This is a genomic window from Halapricum desulfuricans (assembly GCF_017094525.1).
GTDB classification, from domain to species: Archaea; Halobacteriota; Halobacteria; order Halobacteriales; family Haloarculaceae; genus Halapricum; species Halapricum desulfuricans.
The window spans coordinates 2,090,548-2,105,836 of sequence record NZ_CP064788.1; the positions used below are offsets into that span (position 1 = coordinate 2,090,548).

Here is a 15,289-nt window from a genome sequence, read left to right on the forward strand (position 1 = left end):
ACGTCTGTTCCGTTATCGATCGCGCGCTCGGCGCGGTATACGACACTGACAGCGTCCGTTTGTCCGGGTCACTCCCAGTCCGGGTCAGGCGCGTTCAGACACATCGTGCCCGGCTTGTCCCGGCAGTGACACTGCCGGAACTGGAAGTAGCCCGGATCGAAGTCGGCGAGAAACGGCTCGGCGAGGTCCGCAAGCACCGACGGGAATCGGTCGTCGTCGTGGGGAATCGGGACGCGGTAGAACTCCTCGATTCCCGCCTCTTCGGCCTCCTCGCGGAGTTCGATATCGAGTTCCGAAAGGGTCTCGCTCTGCTCGTGCATGAAGCTGACCGGCTCGACGACGACCCGCTCGGCGTCGAGACTCTCGATGGCTTCCTCGACGTCGGGTTCGGTCCAGGCGACCTCGCTGCGGTTGTCGTGGTTCTGGAACCCGAGTTCGTAGTCCTCGAGGCCCAATATTCCGGCCATCCCGGCACACCACTCCTCGACGTACCGATCGTAGCGACTCCCCTCGTCCAGATAGTACCGGGGCGTCCCGTGGGCCGAAAAGAACAGGACAGTGTCCTCGTCGTGGAGATCGACCCCCTCGCGCTCGGCGTACTCGCGGATGTTCTCGGCGCGCAGGCGGTTGTAGGTCGGGTGGCGGTGCCAGCCGCTGACCTCGTGGAGTTCACCGTCGAAGCCGGCCGAATCGAGCCCGTCAGCGAGGTGATCCAGCGAGAGGTTCGTCGTCGAGGGGCCACAGAGGGGATAGATCGGCAGGCCGAGTACCTCGTCATGGCCGTCGGCGACGGCCCGCTCGGCGGCCTCGTCGGTGAACGGCTCGGTGTAGAGCATCCCGGTGTAGGTCGCGACGTCGTAGCCGCGGTCGCGGAGTTCGGTCTCCAGGGCGTCGGCCTGAGCGCTTGCCTGTTCGTTCAGCGGCGACCCGCCGCCAATCTCCTCGTACTCCTCGATCAGCCCGGGCGCGCGACGCTCCGCGAGCTTGCCGGCGCGTTTGCGCGCGGCCTCCGGGGTGAGATCCGGGTCCTCCTCGATGTCCATGTTCGAGTAGAAGATGCGCTCGAGGTAGTCCACGACGGCCTCGCGGTCGGCCGTCGGCGGTTCGCCGAAGTTCAGCAGGACGACGCCTGTCGACATGCCCGATCCTTACGGCCGCTTGTAAATAGACCCCGGGGTTGCGGCGAGCGCGTGGCGCGTTACGCAACCCGTTCCGCTCACTGGTTGCGGTCGAACACCGAGATGAACACCGCGAGCACCGGAACGATCTCGAGTCGGCCGACCCACATCAGAAAGATCATTAGCATTTTCGAGGCATCTGAGAAAAACAAGTAGTTCCCGAACGGTCCCAGTCGACCGAAGCCCGGACCGATGTTCCCGATTGTCGCCAGAGACGCGCTGACCGCCTCCAACGTCGTGAGTTCGATCCCGATCCGGGCCGTATCGAGAGAGATGAACACCGCCGAGAACCCGAACAGAAGGATATAAAGCAGGGTGAACGACGCGATCCCGCGGACCGCGTCCTCGTCGACGACACTCCCGCTGAGCCGGACCGGCTCAACGACGTCCGGATTGGCGGTGGTATACAGCTCGCGTCGAATCGCTTTGAACACGACCAGCCACCGGACGACCTTCACGCCGCCGCCGGTCGAACCCGCCGAGCCGCCGATGAACATCACGAAAAGCAGGAAGACCTGTGCGTGAGTGCCCCACTGAGCGAAATCCGAGGTCGCGTAGCCAGTGGAGTTCAAGAGTGAGGCGATCTGAAAGGCGGCCTGACGGAACGTGTTCTCGGTGACGCCGCCCGTGACGCCGCCGATGTCGAGCGGTGGGGCCGCCCCCCGAACGAGCAACAGCGAGAGCACTGCAGTCGTCACCGCGATCGCCCCGGCATATGCCCGAAACTCCGTGTTCTCAAGCATAACGTCGACTTCCCCTTTCAGGACGTGCCAGAACAGCGCGAAGTTGACTCCCGCGACGACCAGGAATGGGATCGCGGCCCACTGGACGGCCGCAGAGAAGTACGCGATACTTTCCGCCTGCGGGGAGAACCCGCCCGTCGGCAGCGTCGTGAACCCGTGTGCGACAGCGTTGTACAGGTCCATGTTCGGCGCGAACCCAGCCAGATGAAGGCCGTACATCACTGCGATGTACATGAGTGTGAACGCGAAGTAGATCAGCCAGAGGACGCGCGCGGTCTCGGCGATCTTCGGCGTGAGCTTCTGGAGTTCGGGCCCTGGCGCTTCCGAGGCCATCAACTGTGCGCCGTTGACAGCCACCTCGGGGAGAATCGCGATCATCAGGACGATGATCCCCATCCCGCCGAGCCACTGGGTGAGCTGGCGCCAGATGAGCAGAGCGTGGGAGTGTTGTTCCAAGCTGATCTGACCCATTACGGTCGCCCCCGTCGTCGTGAACCCGCTCATCGACTCGAAGAGCGCGTTGACGGGATCGGCGAGCGTCGAACTCGTCCCGAACCCGGCCAGCAGATACGGAATCGTGCCGACGACAGCGGCCGTGAGCCACGCCAGCGACACGAACACCAGCGCCTCCCGGGGACCGATGTCGGGATCCGTATCGATCCGCTCGAGCGCGAACCCAAGCGTCGTGACGAAAACGATAGAGAGCGCGAACACCCAGATGTCCTCCATATACACGACTGCGACGAACAGCGGCACGAACATCGTGACGGCGAGATACTTGAGGCCAGTGCCGAGAAGGCCGACACTCGCCTGCCAGTCCACTCGCCACGACATACGGGGAGGGAATCATTTCTGAGGTATCAAAGTATCGAAACGGTGGCCAGTGATGCGTACGAACTCTATCGCTTCCGGCTTCAGATCAATTCCATCGTCTCCTCGACGATCTCCTGTGCAGCAAAGACCACGATGTGATCGTCCTTCTCGATGACCGTGTCGCCACGCGGAATCACGTATGTTCCATCGCGGGCGATCGCGCCGATTACGACGCCGTCGGGGAGATCTCTGATAGACTGACTGATCGGCCGATCCAGTAGCACGCTGCCGCTATCGACTTCGACTTCGATGACTTCCGCACGGTCGTGCTCGATGATGGCGACGTTCTCGGCGTGTTGCTCTCGGGTGAACCGCGTAATCTCCTCGGCGATGGCTTCGCGGGGATTGACAGCGACGTCCACGCCGACGGCCTCGAAGAGGTCGCTGTAATCGCCGTCTTCGACGACTGCGATAGAACGAGCGGCACCGAGTCGTTTTGAGAGGAGTGCCGAAAGGAGGTTCCGCTCGTCGCTGTCGAGCGTCGCGATGGCGACGTCGACGTCACCGATGTGTTCGCGCAAGAGGAACTCCTGGTCGGTCGGATCGTTCTGTAGCACGGTCGTCTTCGGGAGGGTCTCGGCCAGATACCTGGCTCGTTCCGGGTCGGGCTCAACGAGGCGGTTCGGGGTTCCCTTCTCATCGAGGAGTCTGGCCACCTCAAGCCCGATCTCGTTCCCGCCGACGATCAACACGTCAGAGACGCCGTCGACGTCCGGTTCGATCGTCTGTGCGAAATCGCTGATGCTCCCGGGTGAACCGATCACGACCACGTCATCGTCGGTCTGCAAGCAGGTGTCACCACTCGGGATCACGACCTCGTCGTCTCGGATGATCGCCGCGAACGTTAGTGAATCGAACGTGTCGGCCTCCGCGACGGACATCCCGGTGACCGGCGTCTCGTCGGTGATCCGGAATTCCGCCATCTGGATGAGACCGTCGGCGAACCGATCGACGTCCTCGGCACCGGGGAGCCCGATCACGCGGACGATGCTCTGGGCGGCGAGCAAGTTCGTCCCGACCATGAGGTCGATCCCGAGTGCGCCTTTGGACTGACTCCAGGTGTCCAGAAACTTCGTGTTGCGGATGCGAGCGATCGTGAACGCGTCCGAGATCGTCTTGGCGGTCCCACAGGAAACGATGTTCGTCTCGTCGTCGTCCGTGCAGGCGATGAGGAGATCGGCGTCGTCGATACCGGCCTCACGAAGCGTCTTCACGGACGCTCCGTCGCCTTCGACAGCCAGGACGTCGAGCGAATACGTCAGCGTGTCCACTCGCTCGCTGTCCAGATCGATTACCATGACCTCGTGGTCACCGGCGAGACTCGCGGCGACTGACGAACCGACCTCGCCTGCACCGACGATCACGACGCGCATTGTGGGCCCCCGTATTCAGGCATTGGGTTCGCTGTAGCAGCGGATCTTACAAGTCGATTTCCCTCTCGAACGACACACCGCGATCTAGAACTGGCGCACCGAACAGTCGCGTGTTTCTCCCTACCCCGTGATATTGGGGGAGCAGACCCGGAGCCTAGTCGAACGAATTAAGAACGCCCTCAGGTAGAGTACAGATATGAGCACCGTCCGCAGGCTGCGGCAGTCGGATTCGACACACAGGTGATCTATCGTGTCTGACACACTGTTCAGTCGAGTGATCGTGCCAGTTGCCAGCATAGACGACGCACGCGCGACGACGCGGGCGCTCGCCTCCCACGTCGACAGCGTTGCCGGGACGGTCGTCGCCGTCCACGTCGTCGAGAAGGCCGGCGGTGCGCCGGACAAAGCCTCCGTCGAGCAACGCGAACGCGACACCGAGGAGATGTTCGATATCGTTCGCGCACAGCTTGAGGGATACGACGTGAACCTGGAGACGGAGATCCTGTACGGAACGGACGTCGCGGAGACGATCGTCGAAGCTGCCCACGAGATGGACGCCTCCTCGATCGTCTTCACACCGCGGGGCGGGAGCCGCTGGATTAGGCTGCTCGCCGGGGACGTCGCGCTGTCGCTGATCTCCGAGAGCGACCTCCCAGTCGTCGTCCTTCCCGACGAACCGGAGGTCGAAGACGGATGAGCGCAGGCGATCAGGAACTCGCTCGGGATCTGGGCTTTCTCGAGGCCTACACGATCGGCCTGGGGACGATGATCGGGGCTGGAATCTTCGTGCTCCCGAGCATCGCCGCCAAGCAGGCCGGGCCGGCGAGCATGGTGTCGTTTTTCTTCGGCGGAATGGTTTCGTTGCTCGCGGCGCTGTCGCTGTCGGAACTGGCGACTGGCATGCCCAAAGCCGGCGGGAGCTACTACTACGTCAACCGAGCGCTTGGCCCGTTCTTCGGAAGCATTGTCGGCTGGGGGATGTGGGCCGGGTTGACCTTCGCCAGCGCCTTCTATATGATCGGGTTCGGCCAGTATTTCCTGTCGGGACTCGGGCCCTATATCCCGTTTCTGGCGGAGAGCGAGTTCGGCATCACCGTCGCCGCGCTCGTAATGGCCGCCATGCTGACGGGCGTCAACTACTACGGCGTTAAGGAGACCGGATCGTTACAGAACGTGATCGTCCTCTCGTTGGTCGGGCTCATTCTCGCATTTCTGACGCTGGGCGCGCTCAGCGGTCCGACGATCGGGGAGTTCAATCCCTCGGGCTGGCCCGCAGTGGCCGCGACTATCGGGACGGTATACGTCTCGTTTATCGGATTCGAGGTGATTGCCACCAGCGCCGAGGAGATCAAGAACCCGAGCCGTAACCTCCCACTGGCAATGATCGCCGCCGTCGTGACGCCGACACTGATGTACGTCGGCGTCATGTGGGTCTCGACCGGGACGCTGTCGATCGGCGCGCTCGACGCCTCGAACATTCCGGTCGCTGACGTCGCCGCGGAGTTCCTCCGCGGGTTCGCGTCGGCGATCCCCTTCGTCTCGGTGTCGCCGGGTGCGCTCAGTACGGCCGGGTCGATAGCCATGATCGTCGGCGCAGTGCTGGCGACGATCTCCTCAGCGAACGCGTCGATTCTCTCGGCCGCACGCGTTAACTTCGCGATGGGGCGTGACAAGATCCTCGTCGAATGGCTCAACGAGGTCCACGATCGGTTCCGAACGCCGTACCGGTCGATCACCGCGACGGGGATCATCACGCTGGTCCTCATCGCTGTGGGAGCCGGGATCGGGACGCTCGCGGAGGTGGCGAGTTTCATGTATCTCGTCACGTACGCCCTGGTTCACGTCGCCGTCGTGGTGCTCCGGCGAGCCGAGCCGGCCGACTACGAGCCCACTTTCCAGATCCCGAGCGTCCTGTACCCGTTCGTTCCGATCCTCGGCGCGCTGGCCTGTCTCGCGGTCCTCTTCCAGATGATCGTCACCTTCGAGCCGATGGTGCTTCTCGGCGAGGGGGTTGTCGGCGTCGAGATCGCGCTGCCGTTCACGATCTCGATCGTTGGCATTATCGGTATCGGAATTATCGCCGCCGGGATTGCGTGGTATTACACCTACGCTCGCGATCGCGCACCGAGTCAGAGCCTGGTCGGCGACGCGATCGCTCCGGAGCCAGCCGCAGCCACGGGCAGCGACGGTCGCTATCGGGTCGTCGTCCCGGTCGCGAACCCCGAAACCGAGCGCGATCTCCTTCGGATGGCAGCCGCGAGTGCCCACGCCCACGAGGATGACAACGCCGAACTTATTGCGGTAAACGTCATCGAGGTCCCCCAGCAGACATCGCTCTCCCAAGACGTCGCCTTCGAGGAAGAGCGGGTCGAGCGCCAGCAGGAACTGCTGTCCGCTGCTCGTGACATCGCGGCTGAGTTGGATATCGGCCTGCGAACGCGGGCGATCGTCGGCCGCGACACCGGATCAGTGATCCTCGATGTCATCGAAGAGGAGGACGCAGACCACGTCTTCCTCGGGTGGAAGGGAAGTCGAAGCACCAGAGAGCACGTGCTGGGTTCGACGATCGATCCGGTCGTCGGCAGGGCGTCGTGTGACGCGACGCTGGTAAAACTCGGGCCGGAAGAGACGCCCGGCGAGGGCGACGTTATGGTGCTCGCAGGCGAAGGTCCCCACGCTCCGGTTGCCGCTCGCCGCGCAGCCGAGTTTGTCACCACTGCCGGCGAGGACGCGACGCTCACGCTGTTGAACGTCCAGCAACCGGAAGACGGGGACGAAGACCAGTCCCCCGAAGATCGAGGGGAGGCGTTGATCGACGATCTGGCCGAGCGGGCGGGCATCGAGTACATGCAGTACGACCGCCAGATCGTGGTCGCGGAAGACATCGAGGCGGCGATACTCGAAGCCGCCGACAACTACGACACGATCTGTGTCGGTGCGACGCGGTCCGGCCCGGTCACGCAGGCGGTGTTCGGATCAGTTCCCGAAACCGTCGGCGAAGAGGTCGACCGGACGGTCGTCATGGCTCGCGGTCCCGAGGAGTCGACGATGTCGATCCGCGAGGCGATCGCTCGCCGCCTCTCCGTGTAGTCGGTAACGCGCTCTGAGTCATCTGTGAGTCGATAGTTTTTCTATCCCCTCTCCACGACCAACCGATAATGTATCTCATCATCGTCGGCGCGGGCGACATCGGAACGCCCCTGATCGAGATCGCGACTCGGTCGGGCAACGAGGTTGTCGTCATTGAACGCGACGGCGCGAAGGCCGACCGGATCGCCAGCGAATACGACTGTCTCGTTCTAAACGCAGACGCGACGGTGCGCGAAACGCTCGAGGACGCGGGAGCCGACCGGGCCGACGCGGTCATCTCCACGACTGATCAGGACGCGACGAACGTCATGGTCTGTCTTCTCGCAAAGGAGTTCGACGTGCCGAGCATCCTGTCGGTCGTTCACAACCCCGAGCACATGAGTCTCTTCCGACAGATCGGCGTGAACACGATGGAGAACCCCCAGCAACTTATCGCCGAGCACCTCTATCGGTCCGTCGCCCGTCCCGCTATCGTCGACTACATGCGGATCAGCGAGGAGGCCGAGGTGTTCGAGATCACCGTCACTGAGGACGCACCGATTGCCGGTCGGACACTGCAGGAGGCTGCACAGGAGGGATACCTCACCGGCGACACACTCGTTGTTGCCATCGAACGTGAAGAATCGGACAAGCCGATCACCCCACGCGGGAACACCCGAATCAAAGCCGGTGACCTGCTGACTGTCTACTCGGCGGTCGGCGCGGATCCAGAGATCACCGACATCTTCGGCCATTACGAGGACACCACGGAATGAACGGGACGAAAGCGACGCTCGGACGTGACATCGGCCGGATGCTCGAAGCGCTGGCTGGACTCGTCGGCGTCACGGCGGTCGTCGCACTCGTCTGGGGAGAGTTCTACGTCGTGCCCGCGCTTGCGGTCTCGGCGGCGATCCCGTTCGGCGTCGGGTACGCGCTGACGACGCTGTTCGAAGACGCCGAGGACCCCGGGAAACTCCACGGCATGATGGTCGCGGCCTCGGGCTGGTTCGCGGTCGCGCTGTTCGGCTCGCTGCCCTTCCTGCTGGTCGCCTGGACAGTCGAACTCGATCCGGCGCTGCTCTCAGTCCCATCTTCGGCCCGGACTTCGACGCTCGCGGCGTTCACGGAGCCGCTGAACGCGTTCTTCGAGAGCATGAGCGGCTTCACCGGGACTGGGCTGACCATGACCGACAACGAGGAGGTCCTGCCCCGGACGCTGCAGTGGTGGCGGTCGTTCATCGAGTGGGTCGGCGGCGTCGGCGTGATCGTCCTGACGACGGCGATTCTCGCCCGCCCCGGCAGCGGATCGCTGACGCTCTACGAGAGCGAGGCGCGCTCGGAGAAGATCCATCCCTCCATCGTCTCAACGGTCCGGACGATCTGGTGGATCTTCGTCCTCTTCACGTTCGTCTCGATCACGCTGCTGTGGCTGGCCGGGATGCCGATCTGGGGGGCGATCAACCACGGCATGACCGGGCTGGCGACCGGCGGGTTCTCGATCACCGACAACTCCATCGCGACCTACGACAGCGTCGCGATCGACTTCGCGCTGCTGCCGATTATGACGCTCGGCTCGATCGCGTTTCCGATCCACTTTCTCATCCTCCGGGGCGACCTGAAGAACTTCTACACCGACCTCCAGACGCGGTGGGTACTGGGCGGGTTCACCCTCGGCTCGGCGTTCCTCTGGGCGCTGGTGTACTTCGGCGGCACCTACGGCTCGGCGTTCACGGCGTTGCGTTACGGACTGTTCCAGTTCGTCTCGGCGATGTCCTGTACGGGCTTTCAGACTGCCGTCAGCTCGACGAACGTCGCGCTGGGCAACTGGACGGCCGCCGCACAGCTGACCGTCGCCGGCGGAATGGTGGTCGGCGCAGCCGCGGGGTCGACCGTCGGCGGGATCAAACTGATCCGGCTAGCGACGCTGATCAAGGGTATCCAGCACCGCGTCTCCGACGTGTTCTATCCCGCATCGGCAGTCCGACGGCTTGAGATCGACGGCCGTCGGCTGGACGAGCGCGAGGCCAGACGGGAGTTCGAGGAGGCGGGGATCATCGCCGTCCTCTGGGTCGCGTTCCTCACGGTCGCGATGTTCGTATTGTTGCCCGTCCTGCCGATGAGTGAGTACACCCTCGAGAACGTCATCTTCGAGGTCGCCAGCGCCCAGGGCAACGTGGGCCTGTCCGCGGGGATCACCGGGCCGTCGATGCCCGATCTTGGGAAGGTCATGTTCCTGTTCAATATGTGGATCGGCCGCCTGGAGATCATCCCCGTGCTGGTGTTGCTTCGGGTAATCTTCAGGCGCGGAGGTGTCTACCGATGAACGTCGAACGGATCCCGCTTATCGGACAGGTACTCGAATCGGGTGCCGACGACCGTGTACTCGACGGCCTGTTGCTGTCGGGCCCGATCGTTATCGCGCTCATCGTCCTGCTGGGGCGGAATCTGTTGACCGAAGGGATTGCCGTGACGTATCTGCTCGTGTTCGTCGGCTACGTGGCGTATCTGGGCCTGCAGTAAACGTCGTCCGCGGAGGGACACCCTCCTAGCGTCGCCCGAACAGCCGCCGCCAGAGGCTCCGCCCGTTCGACCGCTCCGCGATGACGACCGAGGCCTCGACCTCATCGAGGATGTCCAGATGGAGCGTGTTCCGGACCAGGCGCGCGAGGACGCCCCGCTCGCTCGCCCCGAGGAACAGCATCGTGTGGTCCTCGGCCTCGCGTTCGATCGCCGCCTCGATCTCACCGGATTCGTCGACGATCATCTCGGCGTCCTCCAGCCCGTGGTCGATCGCCCAGTTCTCGAGGAACTGCTGGCCGTCTTCGGCGTCTTCGGGGCCGTCCGCGACGTACAGCAGCGTCACCTCCGTGTCTCCGACTGACTGCAGCGCGGACGCGACTTCCGCGCTCAACTCGGCGTTGGGGCCGCCGAGGGTCGGGAGCAGGATCCGCGAGGTGTCGATCCCCTGATCGTCGACGATCAGGAAGTCACACGGGAGTCGGTTCGTGAGTTCGCCGATCGGGCGCTCGGCGCGCGCGGCGTCCCACAGACGGTCCTCGCCCCAGCCCATCACGACGAGGTCGGCGTCGTCGCGGTCGGCGATCGTGAACAGCTCCTCGAACGATCGATGGGAGACGACCGTCGAGGTCTCGACGTCGACGTCGTACGCGTCGGCGACGCTGCAAACCTCAGAGAGCAACTGATCCGACTCCTCGACGAGCTCCCGACGGGAGTCGCTGTTGTATCGGCTCCGGGACGGCGTTTGGACGACGTAGACGGCGTGGACGACGGCCTGTTCGTGGGCGCTGGCGATGGCGCTGGCGAACTCGACCAGCGGCTGTTCCGTTCGCGGGTTCGAGATCGGGACGAGGATCCGGTAGGTTCCTTCGTCGGTGCGGGCGTGTTTCGCCGCCGTGTCGATCACGGGGACGTACGAGCGCCCGGCGATCCCGCCGAGGAACCACTCGCGGATCGACAGCCGCCGATTTGCCCCCTCGAAGCGGGCCGACTCCAGCCGGTGTTCGGTCGTCTGGAAGTAGTTGACCACGGTCACGAGCACCACGCCACCAGCAGTATTGCCGAGCAACACCGGAATGACGAAGTCCGTCATCCCGACCAAGATCGCCAGATCGCCCACGAATACCAGATACAGCATTTCAGTGAACGAGACGACGACGTGGAACAGACCGCCGAGCGGGATCGCGAGGAAGGCGAGGTAGACGACGACCAGCCGGGAGATCGTATCTCGCGCGCCGTACTCGACCCAGACGACGCCGGCGACGATCAGCCCGGCGAAGGCGGCCTTGGTAAACAGCACGGCGGGCGCGGTCTCGATACCTTTATGCGCGATGTCGTAGGCCACTGTCGCTTCAGTTCCCGAGAGGACGCCGCCGTACGCCAGCGCGGCTGCTCCGAGTGCGCCTCCCGTGAAGTTCCCGGCCAGCACGACGACCCAGTTGCGCAGCAACGCCGGGACGCTCGCGAGACGCTCGATCGTGAGCGCGACCGGCGGCAGCGTGTTTTCGGTATACAGCTGGTAGCCGCCGATGATGATGTAGATGAACCCCAGCGGATACAGCAGCGCGCTCAAGATCGGATGTCCGTCAGTCGAGGCCGTCAGTGAGACGTACAGCAGGAAGGTGATCGTGATCGCGAACCCGGCCGCCAGCCCGCTGAAGTACAGCTCCCGGCTCCCGGAGGTGATCTCCTCGTCGGCAGCGGCGATGATCCGCTGGAACACCTCGTCGCTCGAGAACCGGTCCCGGATGACTCGACCGGCAGCGGGTGCGCCACTTCGGGAGCGCTCGACGGCTTCCCGGACGCCTTCTTCGGGATCGACTTCGTCGTCGCTCATCGCCCGCAACATACCACGGCAGCGACAAGGGTGTTTCCCCTCCTGACGCAGCCCGGAGTGATACTGTCGGCTGTAACAAACTGAAGGAATTCGCCACCCCGGGTGGCGAATATCGTTACGAACTTACAGCCGACAGTATGAGCCCCCAGTATCCGGCCGGGATCACGTGATTTTTGTTTGTCCCCTCCCTATCGCTCGCTATGCAGGAACTGCGCGCCGTCGCAGTCCGCCCGAGAGTCGACAGCCAGCCGCGCGGTCCGGGCTGTCGTTGTCTGTGACTTCTCGCCCGTTTCGGTTCGACTATCAGACGCTACCAACGCGTTTCCGCAAGCCACCATCCACCAATGTTTGACCGAATCAGAGACGACATCCGAACCGCACGTGCCAAAGACCCGGCGGCGACGGACACTCTCGAGGTTCTACTCACGTACCCCGGGCTGCACGCGATCTGGCTGTATCGTATCGCTCACGCGCTCCACGAGCGCGGCTACCAGTTGATCGCCCGCCTGTTGTCGCACCTCGGACGGTTTCTCACCGGCGTCGAGATCCACCCCGCCGCCGAGATCGGCGACCGCTTCTTTATCGATCACGGCATGGGAACGGTCATCGGTGAGACCGCCGAGATCGGCGACGACGTGCTGATGTACCACGGGGTGACGCTGGGCGGCAAGTCGATGCGCCGGGAGAAGCGCCATCCGACGCTCGAAGACGGCGTCACGATCGGCGCGGACGCGACGCTTCTCGGCGACATCACGATCGGCGAGAACGCCAGCGTCGGTGCCGGATCGGTCGTCGTCGAGGACGTGCCACCGAAGACGACCGCCGCCGGCAACCCCGCCCACCCGGTAGGCGACAAGGAAGTCCCGCTGACCGAGGACACCCTCGCGAACGGCGACGCACTTCTCGGAGCGGACTGCTGTGACGACAACAGTGGTCTCGAGTGAGCCGTAAGCGGCAGGAGTCACCCGCTGAATCAAGATAGCGCGCGGCTTCGAGCCAACCCGTCGGACAAAGACTATGTCGGTCCCCCGAGTCACGGTCGGTATGTCCCAACGGTTACCGATCGAGGAACGCGACCAGCGAAACGTCCTCGTCGTCGCGGCGATCATGGCAGTGGTCATCGCCCTCACTCTCAACGAGCCGGCACAAGTCCGCGTCGTTGTTGGGGCGATGATGGGTGTGTTCAGCGGTCTCGTCTACCTGGTCGTGACGCTCGTCCTCAGGCGCTTCATCGATGCGTACTGATACCGGTGGCTATACCATTTCGAAATGATTCACCACGCCGTCGTGCAAGAGATATTTACGAACGTATAACTCCCTGTATGATCCTCGCCGCGACTCTTCCCACAGAACCTGTTGAACTGGGATCAAATCATTTTTTATTCCCGGCGGGCCAGTAGTAGTTAGAGAATAACGATTAACGATGGACCTCGCACAGCGGATCAGGCGTCGGCGGCGGCGAGGAGCCGACCGGCCGATCGTTCTCGATTACGAGCCGTTGAATCCGGTCGCACACGTGCAGGAGCCGGTCGGTCGCGGGCCGATCTTCGAGCGACTGCTCGATCACCTGGACCCGGTTTTCGACGGGACGCTCCCCCCGAACGTGTACGTCTGGGGGCCGCCGGGCAGCGGCAAGTCGGCGATCGTCACGGCGCTGTTCGATCGGCTCAAGTCGATGACGGTCCAGCCACACGCGGTGATACACACCTCGACGCGCGCTCAGACGACCGAGTTACCGACGTTCGTCTACGTCGATACCCGGACTGCGAACAGCGAGTTCCAGCTGTATCACCGGGCGCTGCAGGCCGTCTCGAAGGGGGACGTCCCACGACAGGGCGTGAGCACGGCCGAACTCCAGTCGCGGCTGAACGAAGCGATCAGTGGGGGGCCAGGGGTCGTACTGGCCGTCGACCACGTCGGCGAGTCCGAATCGCTCTTGATCGAAGACGTGACCGGCTGGTTCGAGCCGTTCGGCCGGTCCGTCTCGCTCGTGCTCGTCGGCCGGCCACCGGACAGCGACGGCGAGAAGTGGACGGACGCAGAGATCGAGATCCCTGGCTACGGACAGCAGGTGCTGATCGACATCCTGATGACTCGCGGGTCGGACGCACTCGCGCGGGACGCGCTGCAACACTCGCAGGCACGACAGATCGCGTCCTGGGCGGGCGGGGACGCACACGACGCGCTAGCGGCACTGTTCGGAGGGGCCGATCAGGCCGACGCCGCCGGCGTCGAGCACGTCCGCGACAAGGACATACAGGCCGGGATCGACGCAGTCCCCACGCCGTGTGTCCCGCTCGGTGTCGTCCTCTCGCTGCGAGACAATCGCCAGCGCGTGCTACGTGAACTGCTCAATCTCGGTTCCGAAGACCGGGGGTCCGTCACCGCGACGACGGAAGCGATCGCCGCGACCGACGACATCGACCTCTCGCCGGGGACCGTCAAGCGGTTCCTCTACGAACTGGCGGAACGTGGGGTCGTCGAGCGGGTCTCTTCGTCACGCACGAAGGGTCACGGACGACCGCCCAGCAGGGTCGAACCCAGATTTCCGACGCTGGTGTTCCGGCGGCTGTACGACCTGCAGACCAGCCAGCGATAGTCACTCGGGGACGCGACTCCGATCGCCGGTTCCCTGGGTGAGACCGCTCGCGAGTGCGCCTTTCAGCACCACGTCGTCACCGAGATTGGTCAACGTGATGTCGGGAATGTTGATGAACACGTGGTCTTCGAGCCGTTCGCGGATGGGGTCGAGGACGAGTTCCTCGTTGTTGAGCGCGACGCTCCCGCCGACGTAGATGACCAGCGGCGCGTAGGAGTGGATGAGGTTCGCAAAGCCCTGAACGTTCCAGTCGGTCACTCGCTCGATGACGTGATCGGCGAACGCGTCCTCGCCGGCGTGTTCGTAGATGTCGATCGCGGAGAAGTCGTCGTCCAGCACGTCCATCTCCGTCTCCCAGTCTTCGGTCTCGTAGAGCCGTCTGGCGTATCGGGGAATGTTCTGCCCCGACGCGTAGGCCTCCCAGTGGCCGGGTTTCCCACAGCCACACTCCATGAACCCGTCCGGATCGAGCGTGATGTGTCCGACCTCGCCCGCGTTGCCGTCCCAGCCGCTCAGGACGTTCCCGTCGACGCAGACGCCGGCACCGATCCCCGTGGAGATCGTCAGATAGATCATGCTGGTGGGGTTGCGCTCGCTGTAGAACCGCTCGCCGATCACGCCAGCGACCGTGTCGTTGTGAAGGTGGACGTTGTCGGTCTCGACGAGGTTCCGAATCGGCCCGACCAGCGGGATCCGGTCGATGCTGTCGGGCAAGTTCGACGGGTTCTCGACGATCCCCTCCGACAGGTTGAGCGGACCGATCGATCCGATCCCGACCCCTCGAAGGTCAGTCGGATCGACGCCTGCGTCGTCGCACGCGAGTCGAAGGGTTTCGAGGACGCCCTCGGTGACCGTGACTCCGGTCGGCCCCTGCGGCGTCCGCTGTTTGTGTGAGCCCAGTTCCGCGCCAGTCTCGTCGCCGACGATGGCGCGCACGTTCGTCGCGCCCAGGTCGACCCCTGCGTATGTACCCATACTATCGGCGTATCGTCCTTGCCACACTTAACTGCACATATTTACTCGCCAGAGGGTGTGAATTTGTACTGACAGGTCCGGCAGACTGAGGTGTATCCCTCAGATATCGAATCGCGTGACGA

13 protein-coding genes are annotated in these 15,289 nt (G+C 63.8%); 8 read left to right on the forward strand and 5 right to left on the reverse strand.

Annotation, left to right across the window (positions count from 1 at the left end):
• Positions 1-68: 68 nt before the first annotated feature.
• From hemH to trkA, 3 genes are all read right to left on the reverse strand, one after another.
• A complete protein-coding gene (gene hemH, locus HSR122_RS10760) occupies positions 69-1,139 on the reverse strand; it encodes a ferrochelatase (RefSeq protein ID WP_229109809.1) in 1,071 nt (356 codons plus the stop codon).
• Between the two features lie 77 nt (positions 1,140-1,216).
• Complete coding sequence (locus tag HSR122_RS10765; RefSeq protein WP_229109810.1) at positions 1,217-2,755, reverse strand: TrkH family potassium uptake protein; 1,539 nt, start codon at positions 2,753-2,755, stop codon at positions 1,217-1,219.
• A gap of 80 nt (positions 2,756-2,835) precedes the next feature.
• Positions 2,836-4,167, reverse strand: a complete 1,332-nt coding sequence (gene trkA, locus HSR122_RS10770) for a Trk system potassium transporter TrkA (protein WP_229109812.1) — start codon at positions 4,165-4,167, stop codon at positions 2,836-2,838.
• Positions 4,168-4,417: 250 nt separating this feature from the next.
• On the opposite strand from trkA, the gene HSR122_RS10775 reads away from it, so the two are divergent.
• From HSR122_RS10775 to HSR122_RS10795, 5 genes are all read left to right on the forward strand, one after another.
• A complete protein-coding gene (locus tag HSR122_RS10775) occupies positions 4,418-4,864 on the forward strand; it encodes a universal stress protein (protein WP_229109814.1) in 447 nt (148 codons plus the stop codon).
• Positions 4,861-7,257: an amino acid permease gene (locus HSR122_RS10780; RefSeq protein ID WP_229109815.1), complete on the forward strand. Its 2,397-nt coding sequence runs from the start codon at positions 4,861-4,863 to the stop codon at positions 7,255-7,257. Before HSR122_RS10775 ends, HSR122_RS10780 begins: the two co-directional genes overlap by 4 nt.
• Positions 7,258-7,325: 68 nt before the next feature.
• Positions 7,326-8,012 carry a potassium channel family protein gene (locus HSR122_RS10785; RefSeq protein WP_229109816.1) on the forward strand — a complete coding sequence of 229 codons (687 nt, stop codon included), beginning with the start codon at positions 7,326-7,328 and terminating at the stop codon, positions 8,010-8,012.
• On the forward strand, positions 8,009-9,562 hold the full coding sequence (locus tag HSR122_RS10790) for a TrkH family potassium uptake protein (protein ID WP_229109817.1): 1,554 nt from the start codon (positions 8,009-8,011) through the stop codon (positions 9,560-9,562). The genes HSR122_RS10785 and HSR122_RS10790 overlap by 4 nt, the downstream gene beginning before the upstream one ends.
• Positions 9,559-9,759 carry a hypothetical protein gene (locus tag HSR122_RS10795; RefSeq protein ID WP_229109818.1) on the forward strand — a complete coding sequence of 67 codons (201 nt, stop codon included), beginning with the start codon at positions 9,559-9,561 and terminating at the stop codon, positions 9,757-9,759. The genes HSR122_RS10790 and HSR122_RS10795 overlap by 4 nt, the downstream gene beginning before the upstream one ends.
• Positions 9,760-9,784: 25 nt before the next feature.
• On the opposite strand, the gene HSR122_RS10800 is transcribed toward HSR122_RS10795, so the two are convergent.
• A complete protein-coding gene (locus HSR122_RS10800) occupies positions 9,785-11,593 on the reverse strand; it encodes a formate/nitrite transporter family protein (protein ID WP_229109819.1) in 1,809 nt (602 codons plus the stop codon).
• 302 nt (positions 11,594-11,895) lie between these two features.
• Between HSR122_RS10800 and cysE the strand changes: the two genes are divergently transcribed.
• The 3 genes from cysE to HSR122_RS10815 all read left to right on the forward strand — a co-directional run bounded on the left by cysE (position 11,896) and on the right by HSR122_RS10815 (position 14,192).
• Positions 11,896-12,537 (forward strand): serine O-acetyltransferase, encoded by a 642-nt coding sequence (gene cysE / locus HSR122_RS10805; RefSeq protein WP_267491237.1) that lies wholly within the window; start codon positions 11,896-11,898, stop codon positions 12,535-12,537.
• A gap of 100 nt (positions 12,538-12,637) precedes the next feature.
• Complete coding sequence (locus tag HSR122_RS10810; protein WP_229109821.1) at positions 12,638-12,838, forward strand: hypothetical protein; 201 nt, start codon at positions 12,638-12,640, stop codon at positions 12,836-12,838.
• A gap of 178 nt (positions 12,839-13,016) precedes the next feature.
• Complete coding sequence (locus tag HSR122_RS10815) at positions 13,017-14,192, forward strand: Cdc6/Cdc18 family protein (RefSeq protein WP_229109822.1); 1,176 nt, start codon at positions 13,017-13,019, stop codon at positions 14,190-14,192.
• Here HSR122_RS10815 and HSR122_RS10820 read toward each other — a convergent pair whose 3' ends face one another.
• Positions 14,193-15,167, reverse strand: coding sequence for an ROK family protein (locus HSR122_RS10820; protein WP_229109823.1), 975 nt, complete (start codon positions 15,165-15,167; stop codon positions 14,193-14,195).
• Positions 15,168-15,289: the final 122 nt, after the last annotated feature.